This is a genomic window from Pseudomonas sp. PvP028 (assembly GCF_017832255.1).
Taxonomy (GTDB): Bacteria; Pseudomonadota; Gammaproteobacteria; order Pseudomonadales; family Pseudomonadaceae; genus Aquipseudomonas; species Aquipseudomonas syringae.
Map to the genome: position 1 here is coordinate 463,605 of NZ_JAFIBL010000001.1, position 22,378 is coordinate 485,982.

Genomic DNA, 22,378 nt, shown 5'->3' on the forward strand with positions numbered 1-22,378 from the left:
TGAATCAATGCCGCATATTTTGATCGTCGAAGACGAAACGATTATCCGCTCAGCCCTGCGTCGCCTGCTTGAACGCAACCAGTATGAAGTCAGTGAAGCCGGCTCCGTTCAAGAGGCTCAGGAACGCTTCAGCATCCCGTCGTTCGATCTGATCGTCAGCGACCTGCGCCTGCCCGGCGCGCCCGGCACCGAACTGATCAAGCTCGGCGAAGGCAAACCGGTGCTGATCATGACCAGCTACGCGAGCCTGCGCTCGGCAGTCGATTCGATGAAGATGGGCGCGGTGGACTACATCGCCAAACCCTTCGATCACGATGAAATGCTGCAGGCGGTCTCGCGGATCCTGCGTGACCGGCAGACGGTCAAGCATCTTCAGGACGAACGCAGCGCCACCGCCAGGACCAGCAATGCTGAAAAAGGCCCGGCTCAGAACCATAACGGCGAGATCGGCATCATCGGCTCATGCCCGCCCATGCTGGATCTCTACAGCAAGATCCGCAAAGTCGCCCCGACTGATTCCAACGTCCTGATTCAAGGGGAGTCAGGCACCGGTAAGGAACTGGTCGCCCGCGCTCTGCACAACCTCTCACGCCGCGCCAAGGCACCTATGATTTCCGTCAACTGTGCGGCCATTCCCGAATCGCTGATCGAGTCCGAACTGTTCGGTCACGAGAAAGGCGCGTTTACCGGGGCCAGCGCAGGCCGCGCAGGTCTGGTCGAGGCCGCTGACGGTGGCACGCTGTTTCTCGATGAAATCGGCGAACTGCCCCTGGAAGCCCAGGCTCGCCTGCTGCGCGTATTGCAGGAAGGCGAGATTCGTCGCGTCGGTTCGGTGCAATCACAAAAGGTCGACGTACGCCTGATTGCCGCGACCCACCGGGATCTGAAAACGCTGGCCAAAAATGGCGAGTTTCGTGAAGACCTGTTCTATCGCCTGCACGTTATCGCCCTGAAACTCCCGGCGCTGCGCGAACGTGGCAACGACATCCTGGAAATCGCTCGTGCGTTCCTGGTCCGCCAGAGCAGCAAGGTCGGACGCGACGACCTCAAATTTGCACACGACGCCGAACAGGCGATCCGCCATTACAGCTGGCCGGGTAACGTGCGCGAGCTGGAAAACGCGGTGGAGCGCGCGGTGATTCTCTGCGAGAACCCGGAAATCACCGCTGACCTGCTGGGCATCGACATTGAACTCGACGGGCTGGATGACGACGAGTACATGGGCATGGCACCGTTACCGGGCTCTTCCGGTTCGTCGGGCAACGAGCCCGCCGAAGACCTGTCGCTTGAAGACTATTTTCAGCACTTCGTTCTGGAGCATCAGGACCACATGACTGAAACCGAGCTGGCACGCAAACTGGGCGTCAGTCGCAAATGTCTGTGGGAACGCCGTCAACGTCTGGGTATCCCGCGGCGCAAGGGCGTGGCCAGCGAGACATAAAACCAGCCCAAGGCTCTGGCACGCGGTGCGCAGGGCGGGTACAAACTGTTACCTCAAGCGTTTCACGTAACAAAAGCCGGGTCTTACGGTAACGCAGGCCCGGCTTTTTTGTGTGCGCAAAACCGGCCTGTTGCCCGAAAAGCCCCGGTTTACGGGGCTTGGCAAAAGTTGGCACAGCTTCTGCTATATGCTTAGTACAAGAAGAACAACAAGCAGTACGACACCCACAATAAAAACAATACGAATCGACTCACGCATAACAAGAACAACACGGCGGAGGCGCAGCTAACTGATTCTTTTGGAGAGGAGTTGTATTTGGGGCTTGCCCCGCAACCAGGCCGAGAACAACAAAAACTACCCTTAGGTAGCGCCTGAACTGGTTGGATCGAATGATCATTGCAACGCAGCGACCAAAGCAATCCGTTTGCTCTTGACTCCCGACTGGGAGGTTTCACAGACGAAAGTCTCGTGAATGGGCACTCAACAAAAACAAGAAGCCCAGGCAGAAAACAATAATAAAGAGCACACACTTTGGGGGAGCTTCGGCTCCCCCAGTAGCTTCCCCGCCTTGATCCGCGCCATCGTTTACCCTTCCGCGACAGCTTCCTACACCATCACTCGACTAAATGCTAGAATCCCCGCCCATCATGCGGTCATTCCACGTTTTTGGCCGAATATTCCTTCAAACAGTGCATCCCATGCTGAAGAAGTTGTTCCAGTCATTTCGTTCCCCACTGCGCAAACCGCAGCAACATACGCGCACCACGCCTGAAGTGCTCAACAGCAGCCAACATTCGCTGCAACGCAGTCAATTCAGCCGCTATGCCGTGAATATCGTCGAGCGCCTGCAGAATGCCGGCTACCAGGCCTATCTGGTCGGTGGTTGCGTACGCGACATGATGCTCAACATAACGCCCAAGGATTTCGACGTCGCCACCAGTGCCACGCCCGAACAGGTGCGTGCCGAATTCCGCAACGCGCGGATCATCGGCCGCCGGTTCAAGCTGGTGCACATCCATTTTGGTCGCGAAATCATCGAAGTGGCGACGTTCCGCGCCAATCATCCTCAGGATGACGAAGAAGAGGACAGCAACCAGTCCTCGCGCAATGAAAGCGGACGCATCCTGCGTGACAACGTATACGGCACGCTTGAAGAAGACGCCCAGCGTCGCGACTTCACGATCAACGCGCTTTACTACGACCCGGTTAGCGAGCGCGTTCTGGATTACGCCAACGGCGTGCACGACATCCGTAACCGCCTGATCCGCCTGATCGGCGATCCGGAACAGCGGTATAAAGAAGACCCGGTGCGCATGCTGCGTGCCGTGCGTTTCGCGGCCAAGCTGGACTTCGGCATCGAGAAGCACAGTGCTCAACCGATCCGCGCACTGGCGCCGATGCTGCGTGACATTCCATCGGCACGCCTGTTCGAGGAAGTGCTCAAACTGTTCCTCTCCGGGCATGCCGCCCCCACCTTTGAAATGCTGGTGGACCTGGAACTGTTCGAACCATTGTTCCCGGCCAGCTCCAAGGCCCTGGAATACAACCCGACCTACACCCATACGCTGATCAGCAATGCGTTGATCAATACCGACCTGCGCATCAAGCAGAACAAACCGGTCACACCGGCGTTCCTGTTCGCTGCCCTGCTCTGGCCTGCGCTACCGGCCAAGGTGCTGCGTGCTCAGGAACGCGGCATGCCGCCGATCGCAGCCATGCAGGAAGCCGCTCACGAACTGATCATCGAGCAGTGCCAGCGCATCGCCATTCCCAAGCGCTTCACGCTGCCGATCCGCGAGATCTGGGACATGCAGGAGCGCCTGCCGCGCCGTTCGGGCAAGCGCGCCGACCTGCTGCTCGACAACTCGCGGTTCCGCGCCGGCTACGACTTTCTGCTGTTGCGTGAAACGGCGGGCGAGCAGACCGATGGTCTGGGCCAGTGGTGGACCGATTATCAGGACTGCAACGACAGCGAACGCCGCGACATGATTCGCGACCTGAGCAACAAGCCTGAAGCGGCGGGCACAGCCCCGCGCAAGCGTCGTCGTAACAGCGGTGCCAAACGCAAGCGCACCACGGGCGAGGCGCAAAGCGGTGAATGAACCGCTGTTAGCCACTGAACGCGTGTACATCGGTCTGGGCAGCAACCTGGCTGACCCGGCCGAGCAATTGCGCAGCGCCCTCAAGGCCATTGCGCAATTGCCCGATTGTCAGTTGAGCGGCGTATCGTCGTTCTATATCAGCGACTCGCTACTGCCCGGTCAACCGCGCTTCACCAATGCCGTCGCGGCAGTCGACACCTGCATGGCGCCGCTGACGTTGCTTGATGCGCTACAGGCCATCGAGCTGGATCAAGGCCGTGAACGCCACGAACGCTGGGGGCCGCGCACGCTGGACCTCGATATCCTGCTGTTCGGCGACCGCCTGATCGACGAGCCACGCCTCAAAGTGCCGCATTACCACATGCAGGCCAGGGCCTTCGTGCTGTACCCGCTGGCAGAGCTGGCTCCGGGGCTGACACTGGCCGACGGCCGCCTACTGAATCGTCTGCTCGATGATTGCCCGTTCACAGGCCTTGAACGTCTGCCCGCCGAGGCATGAAGCCTGTCTGTTACCGCGCCGGTGTAACCGGTCGGACGCACAGGTAACACCTTCAATTGACTTCACGCCCCCTCCTCACGAAGATAGGCCTCCCGCCGCCACACCACAGGCGAACGGGTGCGAAACAGGCCTTTGCAAAACACCGCGACACGACGGTGTGCCTGCTTTTCCAGGATGACTCTCACGCGCTGAGCACCCGTCTTCACAGCGCCTGATGGAGGACTTTACATGCCGAACATAACCGTTACGTCGCTGCTGGCCATGAAGCAGAAAGGTGAAAAAATCACCATGCTGACCTGCTACGACGCAACCTTCGCCCACACGGCCTCTCAAGCGGGTGTAGAAGTGCTGCTGATAGGCGACTCGCTGGGCATGGTCCTGCAGGGTCACGACAGCACCCTGCCTGTTACCACGGCTGAAACGGCGTACCACGTTGCGTGTGTGAAACGCGGCAACCAGGGCGCGATGATCCTCGCCGACCTGCCGTTCATGGCCAACGCGACGCTGGAGCAGACCCTGATCAACAGCGCGACGCTGATGCAGGCAGGCGCGCACATGATCAAGGTCGAAGGCGCTGCCTGGCTGGCCGAGTCGATCCGTTTGCTTGCCGAGCGCGGCATTCCGGTGTGCGCGCACATGGGTCTGACCCCACAGGCAGTCAACGTGTTGGGTGGTTACAAGGTTCAGGGTCGGCTGGAGGCGCAGGCGCGGCAGATGCGTGCCGATGCAATTGCGCTGGAACAGGCGGGCGCAGCGATGATTCTGCTGGAGTGCGTACCCAGCGAACTGGCCGAGGAAATCACCCAGGCGGTGAAGGTCCCGGTCATCGGTATTGGCGCGGGCAGCGCCACCGACGGCCAGGTCCTGGTGCTGCACGACATGCTCGGCCTGTCCATCACCGGACGCGTGCCCAAGTTCGTGAAAAATTTCATGACCGGTCAGCCCGATATCCAGTCGGCTATCCGGGCCTACGTGGCCGCAGTCAAAGACGTCAGCTTTCCGGCCACTGAACACGGATTCTCGGCATGAACACAGTAAAAACCGTACAGGACCTGCGCGCCGCTGTTGCGCGGGCACGCAGCGAAGGCAAGCGGATCGCGCTGACCCCGACGATGGGCAACCTGCACAGCGGCCACGCCGCGCTGGTCACCAAGGCGGCGCAGCGTGCCGATTTCGTGGTCGCCACTATTTTCGTCAATCCGCTGCAGTTCGGCCCCAACGAAGACCTGGCCACCTACCCTCGCACGCTGGCTGCCGATCAGGAAAAACTCCTGCAGGCCGGTTGCAACCTGCTGTTCACCCCAAGCGTCGAAGAAATCTATCCGCACGGCATGGCCGACCAGACACTGGTCAGCGTGCCGCACCTGTCGCAAGGCCTGTGTGGCGCCAGCCGTCCCGGCCATTTCGAAGGTGTCGCGACCGTGGTCAGCAAGCTGTTCAACATGGTGCAGCCTGACCTGGCGATCTTTGGTGAAAAAGACTTCCAGCAACTGGCCGTGATTCGGGCCATGGTCCGTGATCTGAACATGCCGATCCAGATTATCGGCGAACCGACGGTGCGCGCCGACGACGGCCTGGCGCTGTCCTCCCGCAACGGTTATCTGAGCGACGATCAGCGCGTCGCGGCACCCGCGCTGTATCAGGCGATCCGCCAGACCGCCGACGCGATCAAGGCCGGCGAGCAGGATTTCGACGCGCTGCTGGCAAGCAAGAAGCAGCAACTGGAGGCTGCCGGTTTTCGTATCGACTACCTGGAGATACGCGATGCCACCAGCCTGCGGGCGACGACTGCCGACAATCGCGACCTGGTCATCCTCGCAGCGGCGTTCATGGGCAAAACCCGCTTGATCGACAACCTGCACCTGACCAGAAGCTGACAGGATGTGCGCTGGCAATGAACTAAGACACACCGGTAATGCCATACCGGTACAGGTTGCCTGAACCACAACCGACAGTATTCGAGACCAAACCCCGGTTGCCTGTGTGCGAAAAAGTACCGGGGTCATGTAAGGCGAGGCGCAGACAAACAGGTACGCGAAGGGTAGTCTGCGATGTGTAGCCCGTGAGAAAGCTTGCGACCTCGCTCCAAGAATATCCAAAGACAGAACCAGTTAAAGGAAACCCGCAGCGATGGCGTACTACCGCACTCCTTCCGATGTGACCGCTCTGCCCGCCTGGCAAGCGTTGAACAAACACCGCCAGACCATGCAGAACTTCAGCATGCGCGAAGCGTTCAACACCGACCCGCAGCGCTTCAGCCAATTCACCCTCAGCAGCGCTGGCCTGTTTCTCGATTACTCCAAAAACCTGATCACCACCGAGACCCGCGACCTGTTGGTCAGCCTGGCGGGCGAAGTGGGCCTCAAAGACGCGATCAAGGCTCAGTATGATGGCGAGCTGGTCAACTCATCCGAAGGCCGCCCTGCCCTGCATACCGCTCTGCGCCGACCGGTCGGCGACAAGTTGAAAGTCAACGGCGTCGATGTGATGCCGGACGTACACCGCGTACTCAATCAGATGACCGAACTGGTCGGCCGCATCCATGACGGCCTGTGGCGCGGTTACACCGAAAAACCGATCACCGACGTGGTGAACATCGGCATCGGCGGCTCGTTCCTCGGCCCGGAGCTGGTCTCCGAAGCGCTGGTGGCCTACGCGCACAAAGGTGTCCGCTGCCATTACCTGGCAAACATCGACGGCAGCGAATTCCATGAGCTGTCGATGAAGATTCGTGCCGAGACCACGCTGTTCATCGTCTCGTCGAAATCCTTCAACACGCTGGAAACCCTGAAAAACGCACAGGCGGCACGTGCCTGGTACCTGGCGCAGGGCGGCTCGGAAGTCGAACTGCATCGCCACTTCATCGCGGTGTCCAGCAACAACGCTGCGGCCGTAGCCTTCGGTATCCGTGAAGAAAACATCTTCCCGATGTGGGACTGGGTCGGCGGTCGCTATTCGCTGTGGTCGGCCATCGGTCTGCCTATCGCGCTGGCCATCGGCATGTCCAACTTCAAGGAACTGCTGTCCGGTGCCTACACAATGGACCAGCATTTCCAGAGCGCGCCGTTCGAGCAGAACATGCCGGTATTGCTGGGCTTGCTGGGCGTCTGGTACGGCAATTTCTGGGGCGCACAAAGCCACGCGATCCTGCCGTACGATCACTACCTGCGTAACATGACCAAGCACCTGCAACAACTGGACATGGAATCCAACGGCAAGAGCGTCCGTCAGGACGGTACGCCGACGTCGACCGACACCGGACCGGTGATCTGGGGCGGCGTGGGTGCCAATGGTCAGCACGCTTACCACCAGTTGCTGCACCAGGGCACGCAGATGATTCCGGCCGATTTCATTGTGCCGATCGTCAGCTTCAACCCGGTTGCCGACCACCACCAGTGGCTGTACGCCAACTGTCTGTCGCAGAGCCAGGCACTGATGATGGGCAAGACCCGCGCAGAAGCCGAAGCAGAACTGCGCGAGAAGGGTATGGACGAACAAGAGGTGCAGAAGCTGGCACCGCACAAGGTCATCCCTGGCAACCGTCCGAGCAACACGCTGGTGGTCGAGCGCATCAGCCCGCGTCGTCTTGGCGCGCTGGTGGCCATGTATGAACACAAGGTGTTCGTGCAGAGCGTGATCTGGGGCACCAACGCCTTCGACCAATGGGGTGTGGAGCTGGGCAAGGAAATGGGCAAAGCGGTGTACCAGCGCCTGACCGGCGGCACCGAAGAGCCGGCTGACGATGCATCGACCCAAGGCCTGATCAACTACTTCCGCGGCCGTCACCGCGGCTGATTGTTTCCCTCTCGTTCCCACGCTCTGCGCTCAGCGTTACGCAGAAGTCTTGATGAGTAGGGGAAACGGGGCTTTTGTAGGAGCGACCGGGGCGGCGATCCGCCTTGTTCGCGAAGGCGTTATGTCAGACGCAGAAACTTCTGCGGCTGCACAGGGCCCTTTCGCGAACAAGTTCGCTCCCACGCCCTGCGGGCAGAAGCCCTGTACATCATCAGCGGATGTACGCTCTCCTTGTAGGAGCGAACTTGTTCGCGAAAGCTTTATTTCGAGTGATACATCTTTAGCGGATGTACTGGCCCTTTCGCAAGCAAGCGAAGGGTCGCACGGTCCGTTACCACAAAAGTCTCTTTGCCGTACTTCCCTCCCCGATGCCCGAGCACGACATGGAATTCATCCGCACCCGCATCGAAAACCAGGTCATCAGCCTCACCGGCCTGGCCCTAGGCCAACTGGATCTGGAAAGCCCCAAGGGCGACCCGGGTCTGTTTGGCCCTCAGGCGGTGTGCTGGGAAGTGCATGGCGATTTCACCAGCATGCTGGTCGGCGGCATCAGCGCATTGATGCTGCAGACTCTGCACCCGCTGGCACTGGCGGGCATCTGGGACCACTCCAACTTTCGTCAGGACATGCTTGGCCGCCTGCGGCGTACCGGGCAGTTTCTGTCCGGCACCACCTATGGCTCAACGCGAGATGCCAACTGGCTGATCGACAAGGTCCGCAACATTCACCTCAACATCGTCGGCACCGCGCCCGATGGCCGGCCGTATGCCGCCAGCGATCCGGATTTGCTGACCTGGGTGCATGTGGCCGAAGTCAGCAGCTTCCTCGCAGCGCATGTGCGCTATCTGAGCCCGGACATGCCGCTCGCCGCTCAGGACGCGTACTACGCTGAAACAGCGCTGGTTGCCGAGCGACTCGGCGCGCGCAACGTTCCGCGCTGCCGTCAGGCCATTGCTGACTACCTGGCAGACATTCGCGGCCAACTGGTCTGTGACCAGCGCAGCCGCGAAGTAATGCGCCTGCTGCTCGATGCGCCTGCACCCAACTGGCTGGCCAAGCCGTTTGGCGTGTTGATGATGCGCGCCGGTATCGAGCTGCTGCCGGACTGGGCCAGCGACATGCTCGACGTCACGCAAAGCCCCTGCAAACGCCGAATGATCCGCCTGGGCGTCAACAGCACTGCACCCATTCTCCGCTGGGCCGTGCGCGACGGATCGGCGCAACGTGCCAGACGCCGCATGGACGTTTGAACGAGGCATGACGGTTTTCGGCAAACCGTGACCGGGCGGTTCACGGTTGGAACCTGTCTGCCTATCTGTGCCACCATGAGCGCTCAATAACAATGAGGATCAGCACCATGCACGACGTCGTTATCGTCGCCGCCACCCGTACCGCCGTGGGCAGTTTTCAGGGCTCACTGGCCTCTGTCGCCGCAGTCGATCTCGGCGCAGCGGTCATTCGTCAACTGCTTGCCCGCACCGGCGTGGACGGCGCGCAGGTCGATGAAGTCATCATGGGTCAGGTGCTGACCGCGGGCGCTGGTCAGAACCCCGCGCGGCAGGCAGCCATCAAGGCCGGCCTGCCCTTCTCGGTACCAGCCATGACCCTGAACAAGGTCTGCGGCTCTGGCCTCAAGGCCCTGCACCTGGCGACCCAGGCGATTCGTTGCGGCGACGCCGAGATCATCATCGCCGGCGGTCAGGAAAACATGAGCCTGTCCAACTACGTGCTGCCGGGCGCACGCACCGGACTGCGCATGGGCCACGCCAGCATGGTCGATACGATGATCACTGACGGCCTGTGGGATGCATTCAATGATTACCACATGGGCATCACTGCCGAGAACCTCGCGCAGCAGTACGACATCAGCCGTGAAGCCCAGGATGAGTTCGCCGCCTTGTCTCAGCAGAAAGCGCTGGCTGCGACTGAAGCCGGACGCTTCGTCGATGAGATCACCCCGATCCTGATCCCGCAGCGCAAGGGTGATCCGCTGTCCTTTGCAACAGACGAGCAGCCCCGCGCCGGCACCACCGCCGAGACCCTGGCCAAGCTCAAGCCTGCCTTCAAAAAGGACGGCACGGTCACCGCCGGCAATGCTTCATCGCTGAACGATGGAGCTGCCGCCGTGATGCTGATGAGTGCCGCCAGAGCCGAGCAACTGGGCCTGCCGGTGCTGGCGCGTATCGCCGCCTATGCCAACGCGGGTGTCGACCCGGCCATCATGGGCATCGGCCCGGTCAATGCCACGCGTCGCTGCCTGGACAAGGCTGGCTGGTCGCTGGCCGATCTGGACCTGATCGAAGCCAACGAAGCCTTCGCCGCACAGTCCCTGTCGGTGGGCAAGGAGCTGGGGCTGGATCCGCAAAAGCTCAACGTGAATGGTGGCGCTATCGCCCTTGGCCATCCGATTGGCGCATCGGGCTGCCGCGTGCTGGTGACACTGCTGCACGAGATGATCAGGCGCGATGTGAAGAAGGGCCTGGCCACGCTGTGCATCGGTGGTGGTCAGGGGGTTGCTCTGGCGCTCGAACGCTAGAGCAGGAAGAAGGCGCGGGACAGCCCGCGCCTTGCGTCATCAGGCGGCTGCGGGCGCCACTTCCATGTCAGCGGGCTCCGGACGCTTGATCAACGCGTAGATCACGCCGGTCAGGACACTGCCGGCGATGATCGCCAGCAGATAAAGCAGCGCATGGTTGATCGCGTTGGGGATCAGCATCACGAACAGGCCGCCATGCGGTGCCATCAGCTTGCAGCCGAAGTACATCGACAACGCACCAGTCAGCGCGCCACCCACGACACTGGCCGGAATCACCCGCAACGGGTCCTTGGCAGCGAAGGGAATGGCACCTTCCGAGATGAAGCACAGCCCGAGCACGAACGCCGCCTTGCCTGCCTCACGCTCGCTCTGGGCGAACTTGCGGCGAGCCAGGATCGTGGCGATGCCCATACCGATAGGCGGCACCATACCGGCAGCCATGGCGGTGGCCATCGGCGCATAGCTCTGGGATGCCAGCAAACCGACCGAGAACGCATAGGACGCCTTGTTGATCGGCCCACCGAGGTCGACGCACATCATTGCGCCCAGCACCACGCCCAACAGGATCGCGTTGGTGGTGCCCATGCTGTCGAGGAAGTGCGTCAACGCTTCGAGCATCCCGGCAACCGGCTTGCCGACCACGTAGATCATCACCAGACCGGTGAACAGGCTCGACAGCAACGGGATGATCAGAATCGGCTTGAGCGCTTCGACGCTGGCCGGCAGACGTGCGTAGCGGTTGATCGCCGCAGCACTGTAACCGGCCAGGAAGCCTGCAACGATACCGCCGATGAACCCGGCACCCAGCGTACTCGCCAACAGACCACCGATCATGCCGGGTGCCAGCCCAGGACGGTCAGCAATCGAATAGGCGATGTAACCGGCCAGCAACGGCACCATCAGTTTGAACGCCGCTTCCCCACCGATCTGCATCAGTGCCGCAGCCAGCGTGCCCGGCTCTTTGAACGCGGTGATACCGAACACGAAGGAAAGAGCGATCAACAGCCCGCCCGCCACGACCATCGGCAGCATGAACGACACGCCGGTCAGCAGGTGTTTGTAGACCCCCGCCTTCTCTTGTCTGGCAGGTGACTTGGCGGCGGCCTCATCGGATTCCACCTGCCCTTCCGCCAAGGCTTTTTTCAGGGTCGCTTCGGACTGCTTGAGCGCGATCCCGGTGCCGCAACGGTAGATCTTCTTGCCGGCAAAGCGGTCGGTGTTGACCTCGATATCCGCCGCCAGCAGCACCACGTCGGCATCGGCGATGGCCTTGGCGCTGAGCGGGTTGCGCGCGCCTACCGAACCCTGGGTTTCGACTTGCAGGTCGTAATTCAGACGTTTGGCAGCCTGCTGGATCGCTTCGGCCGCCATGAACGTGTGTGCTACACCGGTCGGACAAGCCGTGATCGCGACGATGCGCGGTTGCGCGCCAGTATCACCGTTTGCCTGAGGCGCCGCTGCTTCGGACGCTGCATGTACCTGCGCTTCTCGCTCGGCGCGCTGCAGAAAGCTGTCGACATCCTGCAAGGCATGCGCAGGCGAATCCTGAAACAGGCGCTTGCCGACAAAGCGGCTCAAGTCCACAGGACCGGTATTGACCACCAGAACGAGATCGGCGGCTTCGATGTCCTGGGCGGACAACTGTTGATCGGCCTTGTTGTGATCGATGATTTCGACGCTGGTTTCCCAACCTTGGCGCAGGGCCGCCGCTTCGAGCAATCGTGCGCTGAGTACGCTGCTGACCTTGCCGCTCGGGCAGGCCGTAACTATGGCTAACTTCATGACGATCCTCTCTTATTGTTCTGAAAGGCTGCGTACAGTGACGCCGCCTTCAAGCCGTTTGAGTTGCGCGGCATCGGTGATGCCGAAACCGATCTGGGTCACCGCCATGGCGGCAATCGCTGTGGCAGTGCGCAGGGTCTTGTGCGGCTCTTGACCGGTGATCAAGCCGTGCACCATGCCTGCCAGCAGCGAGTCACCCGCACCGACCGTACTGGCCACGGTGACCTTGGGAGGCAGCGAATGCAGCGCCACGCTCGGGCTGAACCAGTGCACGCCTTCGGAGCCTTGCGAGATCACCACATGCTCGATGCCCTGCGCCTGCAGACGCGCAGCCGCCTCGGCTTGCGCAGCGATGGAGATGATCGGTGCGTCGAGCGCATCAGCCAGCTCTTCGGTGTTGGGTTTGATCAACCAGGGCCCGGCCTTAAGACCGGCGCGCAAGGCCAGACCACTGCTGTCCAGCGCCACTTTCAGACCGAGGTCCTTGAGCATCACCAGCAGTTTTTGCAGCCACTCCGGGGTGACGCCGCGCGGCAGGCTGCCCGCCACGACCACCACGTCGAAACCCTGTGCGATCTGTTCGACGCGGGTGAACAGCGCGTGCTGCGCCTCTTCGCTGACTTGAGGCCCCGGGCCGTTCAGGTCGGTGATGCGGCCACTGCCTTCGGCCAGCTTGATATTGCTGCGCGTTTCGCCCGGCACCCGGACAAACTCGTCGACGAACTGACGACGCTCGAACAACGCTTCGAACGCTTGCTGATTGTCGACGCCGAGAAAACCGGCAACGGTCAGGTCATGGCCCAGGTCAGCCAGCACCTGCGCCACATTCAGGCCTTTGCCCGCAGCGTGAGTAAGCATCGCCGTGCTGCGGTTGACCTGGCCCAGCTCCAACTGCCCCAACTGCACAGTCAGGTCCAGCGCCGGGTTCATGGTCAGGGTAAGAATCTTCGCCATTACACAGCCTCCACAAGCGCGCGGACTTCGGCGGCGCTGCCCGCCGTCAGCGCATTTTGCGCCAGTTGCTGAGCGCTGCTCAGGGTCAGTTCACGTACGCAGGCCTTGACCTCGCCAATGCTGCGCGCCGAGACACTCAATTCATCCACGCCCAGGCCGACCAAGATCGGCACGGCCAGCGGGTCTGCAGCCAGTTCGCCGCACACGCCCACCCATTTGCCGTTGGCATGCGCAGCACGCACGGTCATGTCGATCAGTTGCAGCACCGACGGGTGCAGGCCGTCAGCCTGGGCCGACAGTGTCGGGTGGCCGCGGTCGATGGCCATGGTGTATTGCGTCAGGTCATTGGTGCCGATGCTGAAGAAGTCCACTTCCTTCGCCAGCACCGGAGCGATCAGCGCCGCCGATGGCACTTCGATCATGATCCCCAGTTGCAGGTCGCTGACCGGAATTTCCTCGCGCAGACGCTGGGTCATGTCCCGCGCCTGACGCCACTCTTCAAGCGTGCCGATCATCGGGAACATGATGCGCAGCGGGCCGCTGTCTGCCGAACGCAACAGGGCGCGAAGCTGGCTTTCCATGACATCCGGGCGCTGCAGGGTAAGACGGATACCGCGGACACCGAGGAACGGGTTTTCCTCTTTGGCGATCGGCCAGTAAGGCAGCGGCTTGTCGCCACCGACGTCCAGCGTACGCACCACCAGCGGACGCCCTCCCAGATCGGTCAGCACGCGGCGGTATTCAGCTTCCTGCGTGGCCTCATCCGGCGCCTGGGAATGCGCCATGAACAGCAATTCGGTGCGCAGCAGGCCGACGCCTTCCGCGCCCTGCTCCACGGCAGCCGGTGTGCCCGTACTGTCGCCGATATTGGCGAAGACTTCGACGGCATGACCGTCACGCGTCACAGCAGGCTCCATGCGCGCTTCGGCGGCTGCCTTGAGACGCTGCTCACGCGCGTCACGGTCCTGAACTGCGCGCTGTAGGGTTGCCTCGTCAGGTGCGACGGTCAGCCGTCCGCGCTGGCTGTCGATCAACAGTACGGTGCCCGGCTTGAGCAGCAGCACTTCATCTCCGGCCCCCACCAGTGCGGGAATGCCCAGCGCACGCGCCACGATGGCACTGTGCGCGGTGGCACCGCCGCGTGCGGTAAGAATACCAGCGACCTGCGCCGGGTCGAGGCGGGCAACGTCGGATGGGCCGACTTCATCCATCACCAGAATGTACGGTTCGTCCGGGGCCGCAACGGTTTCGACGCCACAGATCTGCGCCAGCACGCGGCGACCGACGTCACGCAGGTCTGCGGCGCGCTCGGCCAGCAGTGCGTCCTGCAGTTGTTCCTGCTGAACGGCAGCGGTCTCGATAACCGTGGCCCAGGCAGCAGCCGCGCTTTCATCGTTGTTGAGGCGCGCTTCGACTTCGCTGGTCAGTTCCGGGTCTTCGAGCATCTCCTGGTGAGTGATGAAGATTTCCCGGATGGCCTTGGACTTGCTGCGCTGAATGAGGTTTTCGATATCGCTGCGCACTTCGCCAATCGCCTTGTGCAAGCGCTCGCGCTCGGCAGCCACCGACTCGCCCCGCTGGGGATAATCGAAGCTTTGCAGCACTTGAATATGCGCCGGCCCCATGGCAATGCCCGGTGAAGCAGACACAGCCTGCAACACGCTACCGGCTGGCGGAGCACTAAGCGGTTTGGCAGCAGCCGGGGTCGGCGCTGGCGCAGTCTCGGCCTGCGAGACGGCGGGCAAGGGTTCTACCTCCTCGCCCAGACCTTGCTCCACGGCTGCGATCAGGGCGGGTAGCGCGTCGTCGGCGATGGTCGGTTCGGCAATGAACTCCAGCGTCTGACCACGGCGGGCGCCGAGGCTGAGCAACTTGCTCAGGCTCTTGGCCGACACGGCGGCTTCGCCGGTTTCCAGCACGCGCATGCGGATCTCGCCGTCAAACTCCTTGGCCAACTGCGCCAGTATCTTCGCCGGGCGGGCATGCAAGCCATGGGCATTGGCCAGCTGAATCTGCCGGGTCGGCCACTCGGCTGGCAGTTCGCCGCCCAGCGCTTCGAGCACGGCGCGACTATTGGTGGCGTGCCCCAACTCGTGGCCACGGCCTTCGATCAGTAACAGGCACAGACGCTCGAGCAGCGCCTGATGCGCCTCACCGAGGCTGGCCAGGCAGAACAGACCGGTCAGCGGCTGGCCCAGATAGCGCATGGGTTTGTCGGGGGTGACGAACGCCAGGCCAGGACGATTGACGGTTTGCTCGCTGTGCAGCCACCAGAGGCCATCACCCAGCGACAACGCTTCCACTTGCTGGAGCACGGCGGCAAAGCCGTTACTCACGCAGTCGGCCTTGCGCAACAGGCGTGCGCCGCGCCAGACCAGTTCTTCAAAATCGTCGGCCGATACGCCGAGGCTGATCATCTGTGCGTCGAGCGCCAGTTCCTGCGGAGCGCCCTGCAATAGCTTGAGCAGGTCTTCCGGGGTCTTCGCTTCGCGCAGCGCCTGGCCAAGATCCTCTTCACCCAATGCGCGAGTCAGCAGTTGCAGCAGGCGCAAGTGCTCGTCGGATTTGGCAGCGATACCAATCGCCAGGTAAACCATTTGTCCGTCGCCCCAGTCCACCCCTTCAGGGAACTGCATCAGACGCACACCGGTGGTAAACACCAGGTCGCGGGTTTCGGGTGTACCGTGTGGGATGGCGATGCCCTGACCGAGGAAGGTCGAGCCTTGCTGCTCACGGTTCATCAGCCCGGTGAGGTAGCCCTCGGCAACCAGACCATCAGCGACCAGGTGGTCGGCAATCAGCTTAAGTGCGGCAGTTTTATCCACAGCCGACTGGGCCATGGATATTTGCTCCAGAGTGAGTTCGAGCATTGCCTTGACTCCTGTGCAGCGCCGAGGCGCCACCTGATTCTTGTTTTAATGGCGATCGTGTGATCGACAGCTTGGGGGGATGAAGGTGATATTCGTCCGAGTATCGTATCGGACATCACTTTCATCTCGATTGCAGCAGACAACAGGCGTGCTGAATCGTTTAATCTAGAATTGTCCGGCACGTTACTCGATTCTGGGGATTCATTGAAGCCCGGACGGTGCGATCACTGTGGGACAATTCCCAAAATACGTGAAGTACTTGGGAGTTTCCTACGGTCTGGTGTAAAGATCAGCGCCATGAAAAAAATAATTCGATTGTCCTGAGCCGCGTACCTAATAAAAGGAAACTCCGGGGTGAAACTGAGCGATATCGCACGTCTGGCAGGTGTTTCTGTCACTACGGCCAGTTACGTCATCAATGGCAAGGCCGAAAAACAGCGTATCAGCCCGGCAACGGTCGAGCGTGTCAAAGCCGTGGTCGAGCAGCACGACTTCCGACCCAACCCGCAAGCGGCGGGCCTGCGCAGCCGCCATAGCAAGACACTGGGCTTCATCCTGCCCGACCTGGAAAACCCCAGCTATGCGCGCATCGCCAAATTGCTCGAGCAAGGCGCGCGCAGCCTCGGCTATCAACTGCTGATTGCCAGCTCCGACGACGACCCTGCCAGCGAGCTGCAGCTTTTGCAGCTGTTCCGCGCACGCCGTTGCGATGCGTTGCTGGTCGCCAGCTGCCTGCCACCCGGTGACGACAGCTACCGCGAATTGCAGCTCAAGGGCATGCCGATCATCGCCATCGACCGGGAAATGAATCCCGAGTTTTTCTGCTCAGTGGTCAGCGACGACCATGACGCCTGCCTGCAACTGACCCACAGCCTCCTGCAAACCCGACCGCGCCACATCGCCCTGATCGGTGCACGCCCTGAACTGAGCATCAGTCGCGCGCGTGCCGCTGGCTTCGAACACGCACTCAACGGATTTACCGGAGCCACCATCGTCGAGCACGGCGAAGCGTTCAGTCGCCAGTGTGGTCAGCGTTTGATGACCGGGATGCTACAGCGCCAGGGACATTTTCCGGACGCATTGATCACCACGTCCTACGTACTGCTGCAAGGCGTGTTCGATGTGCTGCAAAGTCAGGCACTGCAATCGACCCCACTGCATCTGGGTACCTTCGGCGACACGCAATTGCTGGACTTCCTGCCGCTGCCTGTCAACGCCATGGCCCAGCAACACCAGCTGATCGCCGATAAGGCCCTGCAACTGGCGCTGGCCGCTATCGAGAAGGATGATTACCAGCCGGGCGTGCACGCTATTGCCAGGGCCTTCAAGCAACGTATTCACGAGGCGTGAAGGTGACGCTGATCGATACCCATACCCACCTGGATTTTGCGGACTTCGATGCCGACCGCGCTCAAGTGCTGGACAACTGCCTGGCGCTCGGCGTGCAGCGCATGGTGGTGCTCGGGGTGTATCAGCGTAACTGGCAGCGGCTGTGGGAGCTGACCGAGGCCAACCTTGCCCTGTACGCGGCGTTCGGCATGCATCCGGTGTACATCGATGAGCACCGCACTGCACACCTGAACGAGTTGGGCGACTGGCTGACGCGCCTGAAAGGCCATCCGCAGCTGTGTGCGGTGGGTGAGATCGGTCTGGATTATTACGTCGAGCAGCCGGACAGGGCGCGTCAGCAGGCGCTCTTTGACGCGCAATTGCAGTTGGCTAACGACTTCAACCTGCCCGCCTTGCTGCACGTGCGCCGCAGCCATGCCGAGGTGATCGCTACGCTCAAGCGCCACGGGCCAAAGCGCAGCGGCATCATTCACGCCTTTGCCGGCAGCCGCGAAGAAGCGCGCGAGTACATCAGGCTGGGGTTCAAACTGGGTCTGGGCGGAGCCGCAACCTGGCCGCAGGCGCTGCGCATGCATCGGGTCATCGCCGAACTGCCGCTGGACAGTGTGGTGCTTGAAACCGACTCACCGGACATGGCGCCGGCCATGCATCCCTATCAGCGCAACAGCCCGCAGCACTTGCCCGACATTTGCGAGGCCCTTGCGGGGCTGATGAAGATCAGCCCCGAGCGCCTGGCCCAGGTGAGCACGGACAATGCCTGCGAACTGTTCGACTGGCCTCGCCTGTCACACACCTGATGGCACATGCTTGAGCCTGCCTGGCCAGGATCGGATCAGAGCAGAAGGGTCCACAGGGCGAACCCTGCGTACCAGACCACCGCGGCACGTACCAGCAGCTCCCAGAGCATGTCGAGGCCGGTAACGCCTTGCGCCCCCATCATCGGAGGCGGAACCTCGCTGGCGGCGCAGCCAACGCGCGTAATCAGTTGTGCAGCACTGATGTTCCAGTTCAGCAGTTCATGCAGCATCACCCGGGTGACCGCCACAAAATTGCCGACCAATGCGAAGCTGGCGGCGAGCAACCTGACCGGTACCCAGTCGAAGGCATGGCGCAACTGCCCTGCGCGCTCCACCAGTGCGGGTGTCTTGCCGTGCTCGGCGGCAAGTGCCAATAGCCTGTAGGCCAGCGCAGCCACCGGGCCGAGTACGAAGTACCAGAAAATCACGGCGAAGAAACTCTGAAACGCCTGCCAGAGCAGGTAGCCCTGCACACCCTGCAGCAATTGCTCGCTGTTGTCCGCCTGCACGCCCATGTCGCGCTCGGCCACGTGCACCGCAGCCTGCGCATCGCCACGTCGGCAGGCATCGCGAAACGGCCCGAGCACCGCAATCAGGTCAACCCGGCCAAGGCTGTAGATCAACACCAGCAGGTGAATGGGCAGAACCAGCCAGCCATAGGCCACCGAGCCGATAATGGTCAGCGCCAGTTGCAGGATCAGCACGGGCACAAGCACCAGCAGCGCCAGCATTACCCAGGGACGTGTCGAGGTACGCGGGCTGGCCTCGAGTTTTGCCAGTTCTTTCAGCCACGGCCCGTCACGCTGAACGCGCTGACGCAGGGCAGAAAACTTTTCGATAAGAACGGCCAGCAGTAACACCAGAAAACTCATTGTTCGTCCCTCACATCAATCCAGCAAAGCCGCTCGAAACCTGGCCCAGTCAAAACAGGGCCCAGGATCAGTCTTGCGTCCCGGCGCCACGTCACTGTGGCCACAGATACGCTCGGGGGTGATCGCCTCGAACGCCTGACGCAACTGTCGCGTCAGGTCGATCAGCGCGTCGTATTGCGCTTCGGTGAAAGGCTGGTCATCCGTCCCCTCCAGTTCGATGCCGACAGAAAAGTCATTGCACCCTTCCCGGCCCTGAAAACTGGAAACACCGGCGTGCCACGCACGATCAAGACAAGAGACGAACTGAACGACCTCGCCATCACGTTCAATCAGAAAATGCGCTGAAACGCGCAGATCGGCAATCCCCACAAAGTAGGGATGCTCGTCGATGTCGAGCTGGTTCTGAAAGAAAGCCTGCACCTTGCCGGTCTTGAACTGTGCTGGGGGCAGGCTGATGTTGTGAATCACCAGCAGCGAGATTTCGCCTTCGGGTCGCGCATTGAAGTTGGGCGAGGGGCAATGCTGCACGCCGTCGCACCAGCCGCTTGCGGAGTCCAGTTGCATGAATGCTCCTTGAAGGGGGGAAAATAAGTAGCGCTGATTATGCCCGTGACAGAAGCTAATGTGGGGGCTTGGGTACGGATTCGCGATGTAGGAAACGCGCTGTAGACACCAAGGATCCCTGGCGGCGCGGCGTGGACTGCAGGCCGACGCGGGGCGTCGGCACCGCAGTCAAATGTGCGTCTGGCGACAGACAACATCGCCGCCAGTCAGGCGCCCTTGAGCTTGCGCAGGTTGCTGATGACGGACTCCAGGGCCCGATCGAACAGCAGCGCATCATCGAGAATACGTACCGCGCCGCGGCGAAACTCTATGGCAAGACCGGTGCGGGTCTTTTCCAGAACCTTCATGCCGGTCCGATTGACGAACACATAACGCCCGGTCGGCTCGACAATCGCGGTCAACTTGCAACGCAGTTTGTGCTCTTCATCTTCCTGAATCTCGACCCAGCAACCGACCCGCAGCTTGTCGACCATCTGCAGGCCTGCGTCGTCATCAGGTAGCTGGACCACCGGCTCATTGAGCATCTGCTCTTCAGCGGTAATCAGAACGATTTCCTCGATCACCTCCATCATCGGCGGGCCCTCTACGGCCTGGCCGTCTGCCTGCGTGGCATCGCTTTGCGCAGTGTCGCCCTCACTTTCCTGCAAGCGCGAGAAGTGCTGGAACGCTTTCACGTGCAGCGACTCCAGCTGACTGAAAAATTCGCTGGTGGCAAACGGGTCGAAAGCGGCACTGCTCAAGCCGTCACGCAGCGACTTGAGCAGTCCCGGAACCAGCTCCAGCAGGCGCTGCAAGGCCTGCGGATCATCATGCAGCTCGACGCTCCAGATCAACTCATCCATGGTCTCCAGCCCGGCCTGCCACTCGCTGGACTCTTCGCCATGCTTGAGGCAAGTCAGCAGCAATACCTTGCTCCAAGCCTCCTGCAGCAGCCGCACAACAACCTCGGGTAAGGTTTTGCCCAGCAGGCGCTGATTCAGCTCGTGCTGCACCTGCTGCCGAGCCAGTTCGGCACGGGCGCGACCCTCTTCGGCATCGCGGGTACGCTGCTCAAGCAGCTCGCTGCGGCGACGCTCGTCACTGGTGAAGGCCAGAAAATCCGCCAGTAATTCGGAAAAGATCGCCGGGTCATCGACAAAATCATTGAGCAGGCGCTGCACGATCTGCTCGACGCGCTGATACAGCGAGTCGCGCTGATAGTCGTCACGGCCACCCCAGCCCAGCGCGGCAGTGGCAATTTCGTTGAGCAGGCGACGGGCAGGATGACTGCCGCGGCTAAAGAAACTTTTGTCGATGACCGCCACTTTGAGCATCGGAATCTGCAGGCGTCCGATCAGAGCACGCAATGAAGGCGTCAGGTTGCGGTCATCGAGAATGAACTCGAACAGCATGGCGATCAGGTTGATGACATCTTCGTCACCGACACCGACGATTCTGGATTTTCCGGTCTTGACGTTGACGCGCGTCAGCAGTTGTTCCAGCTGATTGCGCAGGTCGAAATCGTCTGAAGTGTCCTGCGACGGCACATATTGCTGCAGGTGAGACAGCAGGCGCAGCAGGTCCCGGCTGGAAATCGGACGCACTTCGGCATTGGGCTCATGACGCGGCGCGAGGTGGCCGCGCACGTGCAGCAGCAGTTCCTGCAAAGCCGAGAACACCTCCTGCACACCCTTGTCGAGCTTGTCGGCGGCTTCGTTCAGGGCAGGGTCGGACATCTCGGCGGAGCGACTTCTGGGTGCCGCCCGGTCGGATGAGCGACGGGCCGGCAACGCTTTCATGTCCGGCAATACACCTGTGGCAATCAGCAACTGATTGGCTTCGCTGTACAGATCGTCCGTATTGGCCAGGACGTACTTCTCGAACAGCTTGAGAATGATCAGCTTGACCTTGATCTCGACGCCAAGGCTGCGCCCTGCCTCCAGAAAGAATCTGCAGAGCATCGCCGGCCCCAGAGGGTTGGAGTCTTCGGCAATGGCTTGAGGAATGAGGACGTTCAGGCGGGCAGTGAGCTGGCCCAGAGCGAGGGCGTCACGGCTCATGACTTTGCTGACCATGGCGTCCACGGCCACGGTCTTCTCGAGATCATCGTTGTGCACCAACGACAGCTTGTCGAAAGACACAGCGGCCGGAAGCACGGGTTCCTGAATCTGATAGTGGCCCAGGACCAGGAAAGACTCGTAAAACTTGTCGAGAAAACCACGTTCTATGCTTTTGCGCTTGAGGCGCAGGTCACGCATGGCTTCAAAAAAGATGTTCTGCTCAGTGTTGCTGCGGGCGCGGTCAGCCATTTCGAACAGCGTATCGTCAGCGTTATCGAACAACGCCTGCAATGCATCCTTGAGCTGCTGGGCCGCCTTGTCGCGAACCTGCAACAACACAACAGGTAATCGGGCCAAAGGAGTACCCGCCCCCTGCAAAGGGAACGATTTGCTCAACGGCACTACTTTTTCGTCGTTCGGCATTACACCCCCTGACAGGAAACAACCTGAACCCCATCACAAACGTGGCTTGCTACCCCCGCACTGTGAAGCGACCCTCTTGACCTTGCACAACGTCAAACCCATGGCGTCAATTACAAGTCGGATTATCTTTCAAAACTTGTCATCGACGCCAGTGAGACTTTTCTTTCACTCTCGCGAAAGAACCGGCAAGGCATTCGTGTGCAGCGATAGACCGCGATATTCGCGTTCCATCGCAAACGAATCTGCCAAACCGACCAACTGCACGTCTCCTGGGGTAACACCTTGGCAATGGCGCAGGTGGGTAAGCGGAATGCGGTGCCTTATACTTGAACGACTTTGCTACTGGAGCCCGCC

The 22,378-nt window shown here is 61.1% G+C and carries 16 protein-coding genes; 10 read left to right on the forward strand and 6 right to left on the reverse strand.

Annotated features, from left to right (window positions below):
- Positions 1-7 precede the first annotated feature (7 nt).
- The 8 genes from JOE34_RS02120 (at position 8) to JOE34_RS02155 (ending at position 10,373) form a co-directional block, all read left to right on the forward strand.
- Positions 8-1,441 carry a sigma-54 dependent transcriptional regulator gene (locus tag JOE34_RS02120; RefSeq protein ID WP_004415163.1) on the forward strand — a complete coding sequence of 478 codons (1,434 nt, stop codon included), beginning with the start codon at positions 8-10 and terminating at the stop codon, positions 1,439-1,441.
- Positions 1,442-2,139: 698 nt separating this feature from the next.
- Positions 2,140-3,543 (forward strand): polynucleotide adenylyltransferase PcnB, encoded by a 1,404-nt coding sequence (locus JOE34_RS02125; protein WP_003345072.1) that lies wholly within the window; start codon positions 2,140-2,142, stop codon positions 3,541-3,543.
- Complete coding sequence (gene folK, locus JOE34_RS02130; protein ID WP_003317735.1) at positions 3,536-4,042, forward strand: 2-amino-4-hydroxy-6-hydroxymethyldihydropteridine diphosphokinase; 507 nt, start codon at positions 3,536-3,538, stop codon at positions 4,040-4,042. Before JOE34_RS02125 ends, folK begins: the two co-directional genes overlap by 8 nt.
- A 228-nt stretch (positions 4,043-4,270) precedes the next feature.
- A complete protein-coding gene (gene panB / locus JOE34_RS02135; protein ID WP_003423024.1) occupies positions 4,271-5,071 on the forward strand; it encodes a 3-methyl-2-oxobutanoate hydroxymethyltransferase in 801 nt (266 codons plus the stop codon).
- Entirely contained in the window at positions 5,068-5,919 is an 852-nt protein-coding gene (panC, locus tag JOE34_RS02140) for a pantoate--beta-alanine ligase (RefSeq protein WP_017278626.1), read from the forward strand. The genes panB and panC overlap by 4 nt, the downstream gene beginning before the upstream one ends.
- Positions 5,920-6,172: 253 nt before the next feature.
- Positions 6,173-7,837 (forward strand): glucose-6-phosphate isomerase, encoded by a 1,665-nt coding sequence (gene pgi, locus JOE34_RS02145; RefSeq protein WP_010415413.1) that lies wholly within the window; start codon positions 6,173-6,175, stop codon positions 7,835-7,837.
- Positions 7,838-8,220: 383 nt separating this feature from the next.
- Positions 8,221-9,087, forward strand: coding sequence for an oxygenase MpaB family protein (locus JOE34_RS02150; RefSeq protein ID WP_032661089.1), 867 nt, complete (start codon positions 8,221-8,223; stop codon positions 9,085-9,087).
- Between the two features lie 107 nt (positions 9,088-9,194).
- The gene (locus tag JOE34_RS02155; protein ID WP_209995077.1) at positions 9,195-10,373 is read left to right on the forward strand and encodes an acetyl-CoA C-acetyltransferase; all 1,179 of its coding nucleotides are present in this window, start codon (positions 9,195-9,197) and stop codon (positions 10,371-10,373) included.
- A 39-nt stretch (positions 10,374-10,412) separates the two neighbouring features.
- Here JOE34_RS02155 and JOE34_RS02160 read toward each other — a convergent pair whose 3' ends face one another.
- The 3 genes from JOE34_RS02160 to ptsP are packed head-to-tail and all read right to left on the reverse strand — an operon-like array spanning position 10,413 to position 15,979.
- Positions 10,413-12,155 (reverse strand): PTS fructose-like transporter subunit IIB, encoded by a 1,743-nt coding sequence (locus JOE34_RS02160; RefSeq protein ID WP_032661087.1) that lies wholly within the window; start codon positions 12,153-12,155, stop codon positions 10,413-10,415.
- Positions 12,156-12,167: 12 nt separating this feature from the next.
- Positions 12,168-13,109, reverse strand: coding sequence for a 1-phosphofructokinase (gene pfkB, locus JOE34_RS02165; RefSeq protein WP_003392655.1), 942 nt, complete (start codon positions 13,107-13,109; stop codon positions 12,168-12,170).
- Complete coding sequence (gene ptsP / locus JOE34_RS02170; protein ID WP_074910309.1) at positions 13,109-15,979, reverse strand: phosphoenolpyruvate--protein phosphotransferase; 2,871 nt, start codon at positions 15,977-15,979, stop codon at positions 13,109-13,111. Before ptsP ends, pfkB begins: the two co-directional genes overlap by 1 nt.
- A gap of 354 nt (positions 15,980-16,333) precedes the next feature.
- Here ptsP and cra point away from each other — a divergent pair, with 354 nt between their 5' ends.
- Positions 16,334-17,329, forward strand: coding sequence for a catabolite repressor/activator (gene cra / locus JOE34_RS02175; protein WP_122336216.1), 996 nt, complete (start codon positions 16,334-16,336; stop codon positions 17,327-17,329).
- Positions 17,326-18,126: a TatD family hydrolase gene (locus JOE34_RS02180; RefSeq protein WP_209995078.1), complete on the forward strand. Its 801-nt coding sequence runs from the start codon at positions 17,326-17,328 to the stop codon at positions 18,124-18,126. The genes cra and JOE34_RS02180 overlap by 4 nt, the downstream gene beginning before the upstream one ends.
- A 35-nt stretch (positions 18,127-18,161) precedes the next feature.
- Here the strand turns inward: JOE34_RS02180 and ampE are convergent, their stop codons facing one another.
- From ampE to JOE34_RS02195, 3 genes are all read right to left on the reverse strand, one after another.
- Positions 18,162-18,998, reverse strand: coding sequence for a regulatory signaling modulator protein AmpE (ampE, locus tag JOE34_RS02185; protein ID WP_003345100.1), 837 nt, complete (start codon positions 18,996-18,998; stop codon positions 18,162-18,164).
- A 15-nt stretch (positions 18,999-19,013) separates the two neighbouring features.
- Positions 19,014-19,562, reverse strand: coding sequence for a 1,6-anhydro-N-acetylmuramyl-L-alanine amidase AmpD (ampD, locus tag JOE34_RS02190; RefSeq protein WP_003414880.1), 549 nt, complete (start codon positions 19,560-19,562; stop codon positions 19,014-19,016).
- Between the two features lie 206 nt (positions 19,563-19,768).
- A complete protein-coding gene (locus tag JOE34_RS02195) occupies positions 19,769-22,024 on the reverse strand; it encodes a DUF1631 domain-containing protein (protein WP_209995080.1) in 2,256 nt (751 codons plus the stop codon).
- Positions 22,025-22,378 lie beyond the last annotated feature (354 nt).

Bases quoted from the DNA above. Each gene is read 5' to 3' on its own strand.
- JOE34_RS02120 (WP_004415163.1), top strand. From the start codon at position 8: ATGCCGCATATTTTGATCGTCGAAGACGAAACGATTATCCGCTCAGCC.
- JOE34_RS02125 (WP_003345072.1), top strand. From the start codon at position 2,140: ATGCTGAAGAAGTTGTTCCAGTCATTTCGTTCCCCACTGCGCAAACCG.
- panB (WP_003423024.1), top strand. From the start codon at position 4,271: ATGCCGAACATAACCGTTACGTCGCTGCTGGCCATGAAGCAGAAAGGT.
- panC (WP_017278626.1), top strand. From the start codon at position 5,068: ATGAACACAGTAAAAACCGTACAGGACCTGCGCGCCGCTGTTGCGCGG.
- pgi (WP_010415413.1), top strand. From the start codon at position 6,173: ATGGCGTACTACCGCACTCCTTCCGATGTGACCGCTCTGCCCGCCTGG.
- JOE34_RS02150 (WP_032661089.1), top strand. From the start codon at position 8,221: ATGGAATTCATCCGCACCCGCATCGAAAACCAGGTCATCAGCCTCACC.
- JOE34_RS02155 (WP_209995077.1), top strand. From the start codon at position 9,195: ATGCACGACGTCGTTATCGTCGCCGCCACCCGTACCGCCGTGGGCAGT.
- JOE34_RS02160 (WP_032661087.1), bottom strand. From the start codon at position 12,155: ATGAAGTTAGCCATAGTTACGGCCTGCCCGAGCGGCAAGGTCAGCAGC.
- pfkB (WP_003392655.1), bottom strand. From the start codon at position 13,109: ATGGCGAAGATTCTTACCCTGACCATGAACCCGGCGCTGGACCTGACT.
- ptsP (WP_074910309.1), bottom strand. From the start codon at position 15,979: ATGCTCGAACTCACTCTGGAGCAAATATCCATGGCCCAGTCGGCTGTG.
- ampE (WP_003345100.1), bottom strand. From the start codon at position 18,998: ATGAGTTTTCTGGTGTTACTGCTGGCCGTTCTTATCGAAAAGTTTTCT.
- ampD (WP_003414880.1), bottom strand. From the start codon at position 19,562: ATGCAACTGGACTCCGCAAGCGGCTGGTGCGACGGCGTGCAGCATTGC.
- JOE34_RS02195 (WP_209995080.1), bottom strand. From the start codon at position 22,024: ATGCCGAACGACGAAAAAGTAGTGCCGTTGAGCAAATCGTTCCCTTTG.